Annotated in this window: 13 protein-coding genes; 6 read left to right on the top strand and 7 right to left on the bottom strand. The window is 64.1% G+C overall.

Going from position 1 to position 16,111, the window contains the following annotated elements; genetic code table 11:
* Positions 1-52: 52 nt before the first annotated feature.
* Complete coding sequence (locus AC04SF_RS32430) at positions 53-2,644, bottom strand: TIGR02302 family protein (protein ID WP_488481103.1); 2,592 nt, start codon at positions 2,642-2,644, stop codon at positions 53-55.
* 116 nt (positions 2,645-2,760) lie between these two features.
* Complete coding sequence (locus AC04SF_RS32425; protein ID WP_488481102.1) at positions 2,761-3,702, bottom strand: threonine/serine dehydratase; 942 nt, start codon at positions 3,700-3,702, stop codon at positions 2,761-2,763.
* 50 nt (positions 3,703-3,752) lie between these two features.
* Between AC04SF_RS32425 and AC04SF_RS32420 the strand changes: the two genes are divergently transcribed.
* Positions 3,753-4,055 carry an ArsR/SmtB family transcription factor gene (locus AC04SF_RS32420; protein ID WP_488481101.1) on the top strand — a complete coding sequence of 101 codons (303 nt, stop codon included), beginning with the start codon at positions 3,753-3,755 and terminating at the stop codon, positions 4,053-4,055.
* 19 nt (positions 4,056-4,074) lie between these two features.
* Here AC04SF_RS32420 and lysA read toward each other — a convergent pair whose 3' ends face one another.
* From lysA to argH, 3 genes are all read right to left on the bottom strand, one after another.
* Positions 4,075-5,343: a diaminopimelate decarboxylase gene (lysA, locus tag AC04SF_RS32415; protein WP_488481100.1), complete on the bottom strand. Its 1,269-nt coding sequence runs from the start codon at positions 5,341-5,343 to the stop codon at positions 4,075-4,077.
* 69 nt (positions 5,344-5,412) lie between these two features.
* On the bottom strand, positions 5,413-5,619 hold the full coding sequence (locus tag AC04SF_RS32410; protein WP_095199694.1) for a hypothetical protein: 207 nt from the start codon (positions 5,617-5,619) through the stop codon (positions 5,413-5,415).
* A gap of 118 nt (positions 5,620-5,737) precedes the next feature.
* Entirely contained in the window at positions 5,738-7,138 is a 1,401-nt protein-coding gene (gene argH / locus AC04SF_RS32405; RefSeq protein ID WP_488481099.1) for an argininosuccinate lyase, read from the bottom strand.
* Between the two features lie 37 nt (positions 7,139-7,175).
* Here argH and tlpA point away from each other — a divergent pair, with 37 nt between their 5' ends.
* Positions 7,176-7,856, top strand: a complete 681-nt coding sequence (gene tlpA, locus AC04SF_RS32400; protein ID WP_488481098.1) for a thiol:disulfide interchange protein TlpA — start codon at positions 7,176-7,178, stop codon at positions 7,854-7,856.
* A gap of 4 nt (positions 7,857-7,860) precedes the next feature.
* On the opposite strand, the gene AC04SF_RS32395 is transcribed toward tlpA, so the two are convergent.
* Both AC04SF_RS32395 and AC04SF_RS32390 read right to left on the bottom strand, forming a co-directional pair.
* Positions 7,861-10,311, bottom strand: a complete 2,451-nt coding sequence (locus AC04SF_RS32395) for a putative bifunctional diguanylate cyclase/phosphodiesterase (protein WP_488481097.1) — start codon at positions 10,309-10,311, stop codon at positions 7,861-7,863.
* 151 nt (positions 10,312-10,462) lie between these two features.
* Positions 10,463-11,497, bottom strand: coding sequence for an endonuclease/exonuclease/phosphatase family protein (locus AC04SF_RS32390; protein ID WP_488481096.1), 1,035 nt, complete (start codon positions 11,495-11,497; stop codon positions 10,463-10,465).
* 229 nt (positions 11,498-11,726) lie between these two features.
* Here AC04SF_RS32390 and AC04SF_RS32385 point away from each other — a divergent pair, with 229 nt between their 5' ends.
* The 4 genes from AC04SF_RS32385 (at position 11,727) to AC04SF_RS32370 (ending at position 16,106) form a co-directional block, all read left to right on the top strand.
* Complete coding sequence (locus AC04SF_RS32385) at positions 11,727-13,079, top strand: extracellular solute-binding protein (RefSeq protein WP_488481095.1); 1,353 nt, start codon at positions 11,727-11,729, stop codon at positions 13,077-13,079.
* A 106-nt stretch (positions 13,080-13,185) separates the two neighbouring features.
* Positions 13,186-14,070 (top strand): carbohydrate ABC transporter permease, encoded by an 885-nt coding sequence (locus tag AC04SF_RS32380; protein ID WP_096457998.1) that lies wholly within the window; start codon positions 13,186-13,188, stop codon positions 14,068-14,070.
* 7 nt (positions 14,071-14,077) lie between these two features.
* The gene (locus AC04SF_RS32375; protein WP_096457995.1) at positions 14,078-14,992 is read left to right on the top strand and encodes an ABC transporter permease subunit; all 915 of its coding nucleotides are present in this window, start codon (positions 14,078-14,080) and stop codon (positions 14,990-14,992) included.
* A gap of 13 nt (positions 14,993-15,005) precedes the next feature.
* The gene (locus AC04SF_RS32370; protein WP_488481094.1) at positions 15,006-16,106 is read left to right on the top strand and encodes a sn-glycerol-3-phosphate import ATP-binding protein UgpC; all 1,101 of its coding nucleotides are present in this window, start codon (positions 15,006-15,008) and stop codon (positions 16,104-16,106) included.
* The last annotated feature ends 5 nt before the right edge of the window (positions 16,107-16,111 follow it).

Here is a 16,111-nt window from a genome sequence, read left to right as displayed (position 1 = left end):
GTGTTGCAACCGTTCGGGAGGGGGGTCGGGCAGGGCTTGGGGGCGGCGGTCCCTATTTCAGCTCAAGCAGCCGTTCGAGATAGCTGCGCTCGATATCCGGGCTGAGCGCGTTGCCGAGCCGCTTGCGGATCGCTTCAAGGATCTGACGGGCGCGCTGGACGTCGATCTCGTCGGGGACTTTCACCGAATCGCCGAAATCAGGACCCTGGCTGGCGCGCGGCCGGCCGAGCGGGTCGCGGTCGGCATTCTGCTGACGCCCGCCTTCCTGGCTGCCGCCCTGGTCGCCCTGCATGGCCTGCATCTGCTTCATCATGTCCTTGGCGCCCCTGCGCAGCGCCTCGAGCGCCCGGCCCTGGTGGCCAACGGCCTCGTCGCCCTGGCCCTCGCCAAGCGCCTGCTCGGCACTGCCCATGGATTTGCCGGCCTCGCCAAATCCTTCATTGGGCTCCATACCCATGCCTTCGAGGCTCTTCTTCAGCCTATCGAGATCGCTTTTCAGCTGGCCCTGGCCTTCCTGAAGCTGCTTCAGCGCATCGGCGAATTCCTGCGGCGTCATCGGCTTCGGCCTGGCGAGCGGATCGCGGTCCTTGCCGACGCCGGGTTTGTCCTGGTCCTCGCCGCCGCCCTGGCCAAGTTGCTCGTCGCGGTTCTCTCCGCGCTGACGCTCGCCACGCTGCATCTGGTCCATACGGAAGGTGTCGTTCATCATCTCCTGCTGGCGCCGCAGGATCTCGCCGAGCTTGTCCATCTGCTGGCGCATCTGGCTGTCCTGCTCACCGCCTTGCTGCTGACGGCCGGCCTGGAGATTGTTCATCATGTCTTGCAGCTGCGACAGCAATTGCTGCGCCTTGTCGCGGTCGCCCGACTTCGCCAGATTCTCGATCTGGTCCATCATCCGGTCGATGTCGCTCTGGCGCAGTTCCTGGCCGTTCTGCTGCATCTGCGGCGCGTTCGGATTCTGCTTGGCGCGTTCGGCGAATTCCTGCAGGAACTGGTTCATCGCCTCGCGCAGTTCCTTCATCGCCTTTTCGATTTCCTGGTCGCTGGCGCCGTTCTTGATGGCGTCCTGCAGGGCCTGCTGCGCCTGGCGCAGCCGCTTCTCGGCGGCCGACAGGTTGCCCTCCTCGATGCCGAGCGCGATTTCCCAGAGATAGGCGACCTCGCTGCGCAACTGATCGTCGTTGCCGGCCAGCTTCAGCCGGCTGCGCGCGCTCATGATGGCGAGGTAGTGGGACATGTTGTCGAAGGTGTCTTCGGGCCGCAGCGTGATGGCGTCGATCAGGTCGAGCACGCGCGGCTTGGCATTGGCGTCGAGCGCCAGCAAGCGGCGCTGCTCGATCACCGCCCGCGCCAGCGGGTTGGCGAACGGCCGCTCCGGCATCACCAGCGTCTTGGTCTCGCTCGACGCGGTGTGGCCGGCGTCGTCGGTGGCGACCAGCGTCAGCTTGATGCTGCTGCCGGCCCAGACATGCTCGGTCAGGTCCTTGGTGGTCTTGGCGGCATTCGACTTGCCGCCGCGGCGCGGCAGCGCCAGCGGCATGTCGGGCGGGCCGTAGAGCGGGTGCGCTTCCGGCGCCTGCGGGTCGGCCAGTTCGAAGACCGCCTTGGCGGTGGCCGCGCCATAATCGTCGTCGATCTGGTAGTTGAGTTCGAAGGCGCCATTGGCGGCGCGCTTGGGCTCACCGACGAAGCGGATCTGCGGCGGCTTGTCCGCGATCACGGCAAAGGCCCAGCGTCCGAGCTGATCCTCACCCGATTTCAGCGTCAGCGTGCCGTCGCCGGTCAGCTTGCCCGTGAACTGGCGTATCTTGGTTGGCGCCGCCGGGCTTGCGGCTGGCTTGGCGGTGGCCGCCTGCGGCCCGGCCGGGTCGATGGTGCGCGCATTGCCATCCTTGTCGGCATAGGCGAGCGTTTCCTCGCCCGAGCCGCCGGTGACACGCAAGGAGACATCGCTGCCCTCGGGGACATGAAACGTCGGCGTCGCTTGGTTGGCGTCGGCGGTCAGGAAGATCGGCGGCTTGCCGGTGTAGGCCGGCGGCGTAACCCACGCATCGATGCGCGGCGGCACGGCATCGTGCGCGCCGTGGGCGCTGAAGCCGTCGCCTATCCTGCCGCCGGTCGGCCCGAAGGAGAAGGCAAAGGCGGTGACGAGCAGCAACGCCGCCACGGCGCGCAGCGCCCAGGGGTCGCGCTCCGGCACGCGTGTGCGCGGCAGGTCGGCGCTGAGGCTATCGAGCCTTGCCGCCATGCGCTTCTGGTGTTCGCGCCACAGCGCCTGCGAGAAGCTGCTTTCCCTGCCGCTTGGCCGGTCGGCCTGCACCAGCACGGGGCTGTGCAGCAGTTTGTTTGCGGCCTCGATGCGGCGATCGACCTCGGCGGCACCAGGCAGGCGGAAGAAGCGCAGCGGATAGAGCGCCGCCAGCCCCGCCACGCCGAACGCGACGACAAGGCCGATGCGCACCACATCCGGCAGCCGCGAGAAAACGCCGAACCAGGAGATACTCAGGAACAGGCTGGCGACAATGATCAGCGGCAGCAGCAACGGCCAGCCGCGCTCGACCATCATCGAGAGCCGCGTCGCCAGCCGGCTGAGCGCAAGGCGCCCGGCGAGACCGCGATCGCTAGAGGTGGGTCGTTGCGTCATCGGCCCTTCCTGGAATCAGGCAGGATAGCCCGATCCTCACGACTCGAAGAATACCAGCAAACACGGCAAAGGCGAGGCGCTTTCAAAAAACGTGAAGCTCGCCGCACTGGTTGCAATCAGAAATTGGCGGGGTTTGCGTTGGCGCCACAGACCAGCACGGCGACGCGTTCGCCAGGTGCCGGCGTGTAGCGGCCGGACAGGATCGCGGCGAAGGCGGCGGCCCCACCCGGCTCGGAGATGATGCGCACCCGGTCCCACAGCGCCTTCTGGGCGGCGATGATGTCGTCGTCGCTGACCAGGATGGAGCGTTCGACGAAGGCTTCGGCGATCGGGAACATCATTTCGCCGACGCGCTTCGGCGCTAGCGAATCGGCGGCTATGCCTTCCGCCGGGGCGTCGACGGGGTGGCCGGCCTCGAAGGCACGATGAAGCGTCGGCGCGCCCTCCGGCTCAATGGCGATGATGCGGATGCGGCCGGCATACCAGGCGGCGATGCCGCCGATCAGACCGCCACCGCCGACGGCGACCAGCAGCGTGTCGATCTCAGGCAAGTCCGCCTCGATCTCGAGCCCGAGCGTGCCCTGGCCGACCAGCGTCTCCTCCTGGTTGAAGGCGTGGATCTGCAAGGCGCCGGTTTCCTGCGCGAAGCGTTCGCTGGCGGCCAGCGCCTCGGCGTAGCGGGCACCGCCGACGACCAGGTCGGCGCCATAGCCGCGAATGCGGTCTAGCTTGGCCTGTGGGCTCACTTCGGGAACAAAGATGGTCGCCTTGTGGCCAAGCCGCATGGCGGCATAGGCGACGGCGGCGCCATGATTGCCGCCCGAGGCGGCGACGACGCCGGCCTTGGGGACTGGCCGTTCGAGCAGATTGGTGAAGGCGCCGCGCGCCTTGAACGAGCCGGAATGCTGCAGGCATTCGAGCTTGAGGTCGACCGCCAGCGGTGGCCGGTCGAAGTCGGCCATGTCGACGCGCAGCACCGGCGTGTGCCTGATATAGGGCCGGATGCGCGGTTCCATCGCGGCAATGCGCTCGCGTGTGACGGTGTTGCCCTGCGACATGGTGATCTCCTCGGGATTGACAGTAATTAGTAACTTGGCAAAATGGCTAAATGCAAGAGGTTGATGTCTTCAAGGCGATCGCCAACGAGCGCAGGCTGCAGATCCTCGACTGGCTGAAGGATCCGCGCGCGCATTTCCCGACCCAGGCGGACGGCGATCTGGTCGAGGACGGCGTTTGCGCGCTGCTGATCGCCGAGAAGCTTGGCATCACGCAAGCGACGCTCTCCGAGCATATGCGAGTGCTTACCCAGGCCGGCCTGCTGCGGCCCAAGCGCATCAAGCAATGGACGTTCTACCGCCGCGACGAAGACAGGATCGCCGACACAAGGGCGCTCCTCCAGAACCGGCTGTAGCGTCGCCGGACGGAGGCTTCTACGCAAGCCAGTCGGGCACCGAATCCAACCCGATCAGATCGTCATAGGTCAGGCGCGGACGCACGACGTGGAAACGATCGCCGTCGACCAGAACCTCGGGCACCAATAGCCGGGTGTTGTAGGTGCCGGCCTGCACGGCGCCGTAGGCGCCGGCCGTGGAGACGGCAACCAGATCGCCAGCCTTCAGCCTGGGCAAGTCACGGTCGAGGCCGAGATAGTCACCGGTCTCGCAGACCTGGCCGACCACGTCGACCATCATGCGCGGCGTGTCGGCCGGCGGCTGCACGACCGGTCTGATGTCGTGGAAGGCATCGTAGAGCGTCGGCCGGATCAGATCGTTCATGGCGGCGTCGACGACGAGGAAATTCTTGGCGTCGCCTTCCTTCACGAAGATCACTTCCGAGACGAGGATGCCGGCATTGCCGACGATCAGCCGGCCCGGCTCGAACATCACCTTCAGCCCGAGCTTGGTGACATGCTTCCTGACGACCTGGGCATAGGCATCTGGCAAAGGTGGCGGGTTGTTGTCGACACGATAGGGAATGCCCAGCCCGCCGCCGAGATCGACATGATCGATGGCATGGCCATCGGCGCGCAGCGCGCCGACCAGCTCGACCAGCAGGGCGAAGGCGTCGTCGAAGGGCTGCAACTCAGTGATCTGGCTGCCGATATGGGTGTCTATGCCGGTGATCTTGATGCCCGGAAGCGTCGCTGCCCGGGCATAGACCTGCCGCGCCCGCTGCCACGCAATACCGAACTTGTTCTCGGCCTTGCCGGTGGAGATCTTCTTGTGGGTCTTGGCGTCGACATCGGGATTGATGCGCAACGAGATCGGCGCCACCTTACCGAGCGCCACGGCGCGCGCCGAAAGCAGCTCAAGCTCCGGCTCGGATTCGACGTTGAAGCACAGGATGCCGGCTTCCAGCGCAAAGTCCATTTCGCGCGCGGTCTTGCCGACGCCGGAGAACAGGATCTTGCTGGCCGGGACGCCGGCGGCCAGCGCCCGGCGCAATTCGCCTTCCGAGACCACGTCGGCGCCGGCGCCGAGCCTGGCCAGGATGCGCAACACGGCCTGGTTGGAATTGGCCTTCATGGCGTAGCAGACCAGCGCGTCGAGCCCGGCGAAGGCGTGGGCGAACACGCGGTAGTGCCTGGTCAAAGTGGCGGTGGAGTAGCAGTAGAACGGCGTGCCGACCTGTGCGGCGATATCGGGGATTGCCACGTCCTCGGCATGCAGCACGCCGTCGCGGTAGTCGAAATGGTTCACGAGAGTGGTTCCGGAAAGTTGGAGCACGAAGAGATCGGGTTTAGAAGACCAAACCCGATCTGATCGGTTCTAGATCAGCGGGTCGAGGATGAACTTCTTGTCCTTGACCGGTTTTTCGGGCTCCGGCGGCAAAGGCTGCTTGGCCCTCTCGGCATCCTTGCGCGCCTGTTCGGCCGCCTCATAGGGCGTGTCGAGACCGGCCTTGCGGCCGCAGGCGGTCACGGCGGCCATCGCCACCAGCAGCGTCAGCGTCACCAAAATCCTGCTTCCGGTCATCGATCCATCCGTCCGAAACGTTTTGTCAGCCGCCGCTTTTAGCCGAGTTCTCGGCGCATTGCACCCCGGATATTGCCGGTTGCAATATCCCGGATATCGCCGTCGCAATATCGGGGCATCACGCCTTTGCGACGCGCTTTTTCCAATAGCGGATCTGCTTCCTCACTTCTGACGGCGCGGTGCCGCCGAAGCTGGTGCGGCTCTTGACCGAATTCTGCACCGCCAGCACCGAGAAAATATCCGATGTGATGCCGGGATTGATCGACTGCAGGTCCTCCAGCGAAAGCTTTTCCAGACTTACCTTCTTCTCCTCGGCCAGCGCCACTGCGCGGCCGGTGACATGATGAGCCTCGCGGAAGGGCAGGCCGAGTGTGCGCACCAGCCAGTCGGCGAGGTCGGTCGCGGTCGCATGGCCGGAACCGGCAGCCTTCTTCATCGCGGCGGCGTTGACCGTCATGTCCGAGACCATGCCGGTCATCGCCGCCAGCATCAGGTCGAGCGTCTCAGCGGCATCGAACACCGATTCCTTGTCTTCCTGCATGTCCTTGCCATAGGTCAAAGGCATACCCTTCATCACCGTCAGCAGGCCAACCAGATGGCCGTTAACGCGGCCGGTCTTGCCGCGCACCAGTTCGGCGGCGTCGGGGTTCTTCTTCTGCGGCATGATCGAGGAGCCGGTGGAAAACGAGTCCGACAGCCTGATGAAGCCGAACTGCGGCGTGGACCAGATGATGATCTCCTCAGCCAGCCGCGACAGATGCGTGGCGCAGATCGCCGCCATGCTAAGGAATTCCAGCGCGAAATCGCGGTCGGAAACGCTGTCCAGCGAATTGCGCATCGGCTCGCGGAAGCCGAGCGCCTTGGCGGTTTGGTGGCGGTCGATCGGGAAGCTGGTGCCGGCAAGGGCTGCGGCACCGAGCGGGCTCTCATCCATGCGCTCGATCGCATCGCGCATGCGCGACAGGTCACGCGAAAACATCTCGACATAGGCCATGCAGTGGTGGCCGAAGGTCACCGGCTGTGCCGCCTGCATATGGGTAAAGCCCGGCATCACCGTCGCCGCGTGCTCCTCGGCCCGCTCCAGCAGTGCAGTCATAAGCCCCTTCAGCGCCTCGGCGACGCGGAAGCACTCGTCCTTGACCCAAAGCCTCAAATCCACCGCCACCTGGTCGTTGCGCGAGCGCGCGGTGTGCAGGCGGCCGGCGGCCGGGCCGATCATGTCGGCGAGGCGGGCCTCGACATTCATATGGATGTCTTCGAGCTTGGTCGAAAACTCGAAGCTGCCGGTCTCGATCTCTTTCAGGATCGTGTTCAGCCCGTGAGCGATTTTTTCTTGATCGGCTGCCGAAATAATGCCCGTTTGCGCCAGCATCTCGCTATGGGCGATCGAGCCGCGGATGTCCTGCGCGTAAAGTTTGCGGTCGAACGAGATCGACGCGTTGATCGCTTCCATGATCGCGGCCGGACCCGAGGCAAATCGTCCGCCCCACATCTGGTTGCTGGTCTTCTTGTCGCTCATCGCTATAAAACCCGTGCTTCGGAGCAGTTTTGAGAAAATGGCAGACGGAAACAGATTTTTCCCGGCCCCGCGCCTGATCCTCGCCGCCCTGGTGGCGGGAGCGCTGGCCGGCGCGGTCGCGGTATATGTCAGCGAGAGCCGGTCTGGCAACAACGCACCGGCCCAGGTGGCGGTCGGCGGCAGCAAGGATGACGTCGCCTGCGCGGCCAAGAGCGACCGCGCCAAGAAGGTCGCCGCCGCGGCCACCGGCGAGGTCGCCGCGCTTTTGCCCGCCGATCCGCCGCAGTCGATGAAGAGCCTTGCCTTCAATGGTCCGGACGGCAAGCCGATGACCATCGCGGACCATGCCGGCAAGACGGTGCTGCTCAACCTCTGGGCGACGTGGTGCGCGCCGTGCCGCGCCGAAATGCCGGCGCTCGATGCGCTGCAGAAGGAAAAAGGCAGCGACACCTTTCAGGTGGTCGCCGTCAATGTCGATGCCGGCGACGATGTGAAACCGAAGAAATTTCTCAAGGACACCGGCGTCGAGGCGCTCGGCTACTACCGGGATTCGACGGTGGCGCTGTTCAACGACCTCAAGGCGCGCGGCCTGGCGCTCGGCCTTCCCGTCACCATGCTGATCGACGGCGAAGGCTGCCTGATTGCCCATATGAACGGCCCGGCCGAATGGTCGGGGCCCGACGCCAGGCGGCTGGTCGAGACGGCACTCGGATCGTAAGCGACTAGGCTGAGCGCACGCTTGGCTTGAGCAATACGAGACTGCCATCCCGACTGTCGGCGCGCACCGGAGTGCGCTTGCTGTGGCCGGTCAGGTCGTCGAACGCTTCGATGGGTGCCGGCTTGCCGAGATAGTAGCCCTGGCCGATCTCGCAGGCTTCCGCATCCAGGAACTTCAGCTCGCCAAGCGTCTCGACGCCTTCCGCAAGAACCGGCAGACCAAGGCCGCGCCCCAGCCCCAGCACGGCGCGCACGATCGCTGCGACCTGACCGTTGGTGTCGACTGCCTTGATGAAGGACGAGTCGATCTTGATCTTGTCGAAGGGGAAGGCGCGCAGGTTGGAAAGCGAGGAATAGCCGGTTCCGAAATCGTCCATGGCCACGCGCACACCAAGCGACTTGACCTGCCGCAGGGTTGCCAGCGCACGCGGCATGTCCTTCACCAGCGCGGTTTCGGTGATCTCAAGTTCCAGCCTTGTCGGGGCAAGACCTGTCTTCAGCAGGGTCTCGTGGACCTTGCGGCTGAAATTGGGATTGTGAAGCTGTACCGCGGAGACGTTGACGGCGACCGTCAGCGGATTTTCCCAGCGGGCGGCTTCCTCGCAGGCGGCGTCGAGCACCCAGTCGCCGATCTGCCCAATGGCGCCGCTGTCTTCGGCCACCGGAATGAATATTGCTGGGGAGACGTCACCGCGTTCGGGATGGCGCCAGCGGATCAGGGCCTCGAAGCCGACCATTCTGCCGCTGCTGATCTCCTTCTGCGGCTGGTAGACGAGGTAGAACTCGCCGCGCACCACGGCCTGGCGCAATTCGTGCTCCATAATGCGCTTGTCGCGGGCTTCGGCGCCCATCGACGCCTCGAAATAGCGATAGGTGTCCCGGCCTTCGGTCTTGGCGCGATAAAGTGCCGTATCTGCATGGCTGATCAGGCTGGTCTGGTCCTCGGCATCGAGCGGATAGACCGCGATGCCGATGCTGGCCGAGACCAGCCCGCCGCCAGCCGCGGCCCGGTTCTCCTCACGCATGGCGGCGAGCAGCGCCCCCGCAATGCGGCCCGCTGCCTGCGGGTCGGGCAGGTTGGGGGCGATGATGGCGAATTCGTCGCCGCCGAGGCGCGCAAGCAACTGGCCGTGGCGCAGAACGCCGGCAGCGCAGGTCGCCACCTTCTGCAGCATCGCATCGCCGGCGCCATGCCCGTAAAGGTCGTTCACCTCCTTGAAACGGTCGAGGTCGAACAGCAGAAGCGCGAGATGCCGGGGCTTGGCGCCCTTGTCGGCATTTGCGTTCCGGTTCATCGATGCGATTTCCGCGTCGAGACGGCTGGAAAAGGAGCGGCGGTTGGCAAGTCCCGTCAGCGGGTCGAAATGGGCGAGGCGAAGGATCTCCTCTTCCGCCTTCTTGCGTTCACGGATGTCACGGACAGCGATGACGTTATGAGGCTTGCCGCAATAGTCGATGCTTCGGGCGATCAGCTCGACGGGAATTCGCGTTCCGTCGCGGTTCCTCAACTCCGCCTCCCACGGCTGGCCTTCAACGCTCGCCGCGTCGCTTGCTGTGCGTTCGTCGAAGATCTCGCCCAACTCCATGCCGTTCAATGTCGCGGCCAGCGTGCCGGTCAGCTTGCCCATGCTGTCATTGGCGCTGACGATGCGGTTGCCGTCGCAGACGATCAGGCCCTCCACGGCGGCATTGGCCAGGCCGTGCATGCGGTCGACCTCAAGCTTCTGGCGACGGAAGCGCAAATCGATCCACAGCGCCGATGCCGACAGCACCAGGATCACCAGCGTGGCGGCGGCGGCCGCGAAAGCCTGCGAGGTCGGCTCGATCGTGTATTCGGATATGACGATCGAGGAATCGGGAAAGATCGAGACGGCCCCCATGGCGATGAAATGCAAGGTGCAGATCGCCAGCGTCAGCAGCACCGCGCCGACGGATGTTGCTGCCAAGGAGGGACGGCGCAAAACGACATGCAGCGCCAACGCCGCAAGCGTTACGCCTGCCAGCAAAGAAACGGCGACAAGCAACAGGTTCCATTCGATCCGGCCCTGGACCTCGAATGCCGCCATGCCGATATAGTGCATGGCCGCGATACCGCCGCCCAGAACGGCGCCGCCGACGAGGCGATACTCGAACTCGTCCCGCAAGGTGGCGATCCACATGCCGGCCGCCGTCAGCGCGACCGAGGCGGCGAGCGAAAGCACGGAAAGCCAGGGATCGTAGGCACTGGGTATGCCCGGCGTGAACGCAAGCATGGCGATGAAATGCGTTGCCCAGATGCCGAAACCGGTCGAAGTGGCCGCGATCATCAACCAGGCCAGCCGGTTCCGGTCTGTAGAGCGACTGATGTGGCGAAGCAGGCTGACAGCGGAGAAACAGGAAATCCCGCAGATCAGCGCGGCAAGTGCGACCAGTCTCAGATCGTGCTGGTTCACGATACAATTGTAGACAGTCAACATCTTACTTCCCCAAGCCCATTGGAAATAAAAGACGAAATATGACTGAATAATGCTTGGCTGTTGAAGGATCGATGAAGTCGGCTGCAACCGTAGCGTGCCTTCCCGGCGCAACATGGCTGCGGGGAAGACAGGCTTTGCCGACTGAGGCCAGCTATTTCAGGCGAATGGTCACCGCCAGGGCTTCATGATCCGAACTCGGACTGCCGTCCGGCAATATGGCGGCGATAGTGGCAGGCGCGCTGGCCAGGAGGCCGCGGGTGAAGAACCAGTCGATGCGGCCGACCGGCGTCTCGGGCTCACGCCGTTGGGTGGGCAGGTCGAGGTTGTTGGCGGCCTGCCAGTCAAAGCCGCTCCCGGCGAGGACCGCGAACAGCGGCTCGTGGCGTTCAACATCGATCAGCCGGCCCGGTTCGGCCGCGACCCGCGCCAGCCAGGCCGCCGGATCGCCATGGCGTTCCTCATGGCTTGCGGTCAGCGTGTTGAAGTCGCCGCCAAGCAGCACCGGCGCTTCCGGATCATATTTGTCGATGGCGTCGACGAGGTGGCGCGTCTGGATGGCCCTGCCGGCCGGATCGGTGCGGTTTTCCAGATGCACCGAGACGACCGTCACCCTGCGGTTGCCGATCTGCACTTGGCCACCGATCGCCATGCGCCCGCCGATGCGCGGCTGGCCGCGTTCCGGCCGGAACCAGCCGCCGGCGGCATCAAGACGAACCAGGAAGGGGCGGAGCAGCGGGACAGCGCTGGTCACGGCATTGCCGTGGAAGCCTTCCGCATTGGCGGCCTCGCCGGTGGCTGAACGCTCGGCCTCGTTGCCGCCGCCGAGTTCGACGAACTCGACGCCGTAGGCGAAAGCATGGCCGAGCCGGTCGGCCAAGGTGCGCAGCGGATGGCCGTTGCCGGAGCGCGCCATGCCCTGGTCGACTTCAGACAACAGCACGATGTCGGGAGCCTGTACGGCAAGCGTTGCCGCGATGGCATCGACATGACGCAGCCGCTCGACGTTCCAGGTCACCACCTTCAGGTTCTCGTCGGCGCTGGCGCGCGACGCCGTGCCGCCGATTTCGATCTGGCCGAGGGCCGGGATGGCGGCGGCATGCCGCAAATGGGTGGCGCTGTCGCGCGGGCCCTCGCGCATCGCCTGCCTGTCGGCGATGGACACATGCGTCAGTTGCTGCACCAGCATTTCATCATCCCTTTAGCCGGATAATCATGGTCTTTACGTCCCCGACAGTCGCCCTAGCTACCTAGGACGCCGGTGTGACGTTTTGATGCCGGCCAAGCCGCCGAGGGAGAGGGGAGAGCAGCTGTGCAAAGGCCGGAGGCCCACAACAGAACTGTCACATACCTTCTCTAAGAGAGCGGGCAAGGACTTGCGCAAGACCCTTGTCACCAGCCACTCAAGAGGGAAAACCATGACCATGATCAAGCGGGGCTTTGCTGCCCTTGCCGCTGGCGCGCTCAGCACCGCGCTGGCGATGCCTGCCTTTGCAGAGCCGGTAAAATTCGATTTCTGGTTCGGCCTTTCGGGCGATCTCGCCCGCGTCGTCGACACTTTGTGCAAGAACTTCAACGCCTCGCAGACCGACTATGAAGTCGTCTGCACCAGCCAGGGCAATTACGACGCCACGCTGCAGAACACGATCGCCGCCTTCCGCGCCGGCAAGCAGCCTGCCGTCGTCCAGGTCTATGATGTCGGCACCGCCACCATGATGCTGTCGGGCGCCTACAAGCCCGCCGACAAGCTGATGGAAGAAAATGGCTACAAGATCGACTATGCGGACTATTTCCCCGGCATCGCGCGCTACTACGCCACGTCGAAGGGCGAGATGCTGTCCTTCCCGTTCAATTCCTCGACCGCGCTGCTGTACTGGAACAAGGACGCCTTCGCCAAGATCGGCAAGACCGAAGCGCCGAAGACCTGGGAAGATGTCGGCGCCGACCTCAAGGCGATGAAGGATGCCGGCTATGAATGCCCGATGGCCATCAACATCTCGGCCAACGAGAGCTGGCAGCTGATGGAGCAGTTCTCGGCCATCCACAATCAGCCGATCGCCTCCAAGAACAACGGCTATGACGGCCTCGACGCGCGCCTGGAAGTCAACAAGACTAAGTTCGTCCAGTACGTCACCGATCTCAAGAAGTGGTATGACGCCGGCCTGATCAAGATCAAATCCAAGGACCTCGGCCAGGATATGGTCCAGGCATTCGCCTCGGGCACCTGCCAGGTCATCATGACCTCGGTCGGCGACCACGGCACCGTCGGCAAGACGCAGAAGGAAGGCATGCACTGGGATGTCGCCGAACTGCCGGTCTATGCCGGCACCGAGCGCAAGAACTCGCTCGTCGGCGGCGCGTCGCTGTGGGTTCTCTCCGGCAAGTCGGATGCGGAATACAACGGCGCCGCGGCGTTCCTGAACTTCATCCACGATCCCAAGACGGCTTTGTTCTGGTCGACCAACACCGGCTACATCCCGGTGACCAAGTCGGGTTTCGACTACATGAAGTCCAGCGGCTTCTACGACAAGGCGCCCTACAAGGGCCGTGAAACCGCCATCGCCAGCCTGACCGCGTCCGAGCCGACCGAAATCACCCGTGGTGTGCGCCTGGGCAACTTCACCCAGATCCGCGCCGAATTCGGCACGCAGATGCAGGCGATCTTCGCCAACAAGGTCAGCGTCCAGGAAGGCCTCGATACGCTGGTCAAAAATGGCGACGCCATCCTCGACCGCTTCCAGCAGACCTATCCGGGCAAGACCCTGCCCTAATCCAGGATAGCGGAACGGCCGTCCGTCGAGAATCGACGGGCGGCCATTTCACATCTAGTCTTCCGCTGTGAAAGCGGACTGGCGGTTCAACAGCATCGGCGGATCGATGGAAAAACGCGTCACTTTCAGCAAATGGAGAATCGGCATCCTTTTCGCAGTGCCGCAGCTCCTCCTGATCTTCACGTTCTTCTACTGGCCGGCCGGCCAGGCCGTGTACTGGTCGCTGACGCTGCAGCAGCCCTGGGGCGGCGGCAACATCTGGGTCGGGCTCGACAATTTCCGCTCGATCCTGTCCAACGCCGACTACTGGAACTCGATCACCGCCAGCCTTGTCTTTGCCGGCATCAGCACCGGTCTTGCGATGTTCATCGCGCTGGTGCTCGCCGCCTTGACCGACCGTCAGCTCGCCGGCTCGCGGCTCTATCGCGTGGTGTTGATCTGGCCCTACGGCATCGCCGCACCGGCGCTGGCGATGGCATTTCGCTTCATCCTGGCGCCGGAAGCCGGCTTCATGGCTGTCGTCAACCAAGTCTGGCCCGGCTTCTGGGATCCCGGCCTCGACGGCACCGACGCCATGGCCTCGATCATCGTCGCCTTCTCGTGGAAGTATGTCGGCTACAACTTCATTTTCTTCCTGGCCGCGTTCCAGGCTATCCCGCGTTCGCTGATCGAGGCCGCCGCGATGGACGGGTCGGGCGTCATCAGACGTTTCTGGGACATCCAGTTCCCGCTGATCACACCGACCATCTTTTTCCTTTTGGTCATCAACATCACTGAGAGTTTTCAGGATTCCTTCGGCATCGTTGACATCATGACCGCCGGCGGTCCGGCGAACGCGACCAATCTGATGGTCTACAAGATCTATTCCGACGGCTTCAAAGGTTTGGATTACTCGGGTGCCGCCGCGCAGAGCATCATCCTGATGCTCCTCATCATCGTGCTGACCATCTTCCAGTTCCGCTTCATCGAGCGGCGCGTGCACTACAGGTGAGATGGCCATGGTCGAGCGCACCCCGTTCCTCAATTTCTTCACGCATCTGATCCTGTTCGTCGGCTTCGTCTTTTGCGTCGCGCCGTTCGTCGTCGTCGCCATCGCGGCCTCGCACAACCTCAGGGATGTCAACGATGTGCCGATGTCGCTGCTGCCGGGAAGCGATTTCTGGGTCAACATCAAGACGGCCTGGACCACCGCCGATCTCGGCCCCAAGCTGCTGAACAGTTTCATCATGGCCTTCGGCGTGGCGGCGGGCAAAGTGATCATCTCGGCGCTTACCGCGTTCTCGATCGTCTATTTCCGATATCCCGGGCGAACCTTCATCTTCTGGCTGATCTTCGTGACGCTGATGCTGCCGCTGGAAGTACGCATCGTGCCGACCTATGCGGTCGTCGCCAACGTGTTGTCGCCTTATCAGGCCATTCTCGACGTGACAGGCTTGAGCTGGCTGATCGAGAAGGTGTCGGGTGTGCAGGTCTCGCTCAGCCTCGGACTGCTCAATTCCTACACCGGCCTGGTCATGCCGCTGATCGCCACCGCCACCGGCACCTTTCTCTATCGGCAGTTCTTCCTCACCGTGCCGGATGAACTGACCGAGGCGGCGCGTATGGATGGTGCGGGTCCGCTGCGTTTCTTCATCGATGTCCTTTTGCCGCTGTCGCGCAACAATATGGCAGCGCTCGGCACCATCATGTTCCTGTGGGCCTGGAACCAGTATCTGTGGCCGCTGCTCATCACCACCGATCAGTCGCATGCGACCGCGGTCACCGAACTCAAGCAGCTGATCCCCAATGTCGGCGGCATTCCGGAATGGAACATCGCCATGGCCGGAACGCTTATCGTCATGCTGCCGCCGCTGATCGTCGTGGTGCTCATGCAGCGCTGGTTCGTGCGCGGCCTGATCGCCACCGAAAAATAACAGGAGACAAACAATGGCCTCCATCGCCATACGCGGCGTCAAGAAAAACTACGCCAAGACGCAGGTCGTGCACGGCGTCGACCTCGACTTCGCCTCGGGCGAATTCGTCGTCATCCTGGGACCGTCGGGCTGCGGCAAGTCCACGCTGCTGCGCATGATCGCCGGGCTGGAGGACATTTCCGACGGCACGATCGCCATCGACGGCACCGTCGTCAACAAACTGGAACCACGCGAGCGCGGCTGCGCCATGGTGTTCCAGAACTATGCGCTCTATCCGCATATGAGCGTGGCGCAGAATATCGGCTATTCGCTCAAGGTCGCCGGCGTTCCCTCGGCCGAGCGCACCCAGCGCATCCAGGCGGTCGCGCGTACGCTGGAGCTCGAACACCTGCTCGACCGCAAGCCGATGGCGCTTTCCGGCGGCCAGAGACAGCGCGTCGCCATGGGCCGGGCCATGATCCGCGAGCCGAAGGTGTTCCTGTTCGACGAGCCACTGTCCAATCTCGATGCCAAGCTGCGCGTACAGATGCGCTCGGAAATCCGCAAGTTGCACCGCCGGCTGAACGCCACCTCCGTCTTCGTCACCCACGACCAGGTCGAGGCGATGACGCTGGCCGACCGGCTGGTTGTGATGAATGGCGGCCGCGTCGAGCAAGTCGGTACACCAGGTGAGATCTATACCCGCCCGGCCAGCCGCTTCGTCGCCACCTTCGTCGGCGCGCCGGCCATGAACATTCTCGAAGGCACGGTCGAGCTCGACGGGCTGTCGCTGCTCGGCGGCAGCCGGCGCCTGACGATGACACGCGCCGGCCTTCCGGTCGGCACCAAGGTCGCGATGGGCATCCGGCCGGAAGCCGTCCGGCTGGTGGCGCCCGACACCGCAGGCGCACTCAAGGCCACCGTCGACCTGGTCGAGGAACTGGGCGCGGGCCGGGTCATCTATGTCGATCTCGACGGCGCGCCGTTTTCGGTGATGACGTCGGAGGCCATCCACCCCGAACCCGGCAGCCCGGTCGGCCTGAAGATTTCGCCAGAGGAGATGCATTTCTTCTCGTCGGAGACAGGAACCCGCCTCGATGTCTTCAAGGCGTCCGTACCCGAACCGGCGCTCTGATTCTC

The sequence above is a fragment of the Mesorhizobium sp. CNPSo 4671 genome, assembly GCF_057784245.1.
Note: the sequence above shows the minus strand (reverse complement) of the source record. Positions and strands in the feature narration are given on the sequence as shown.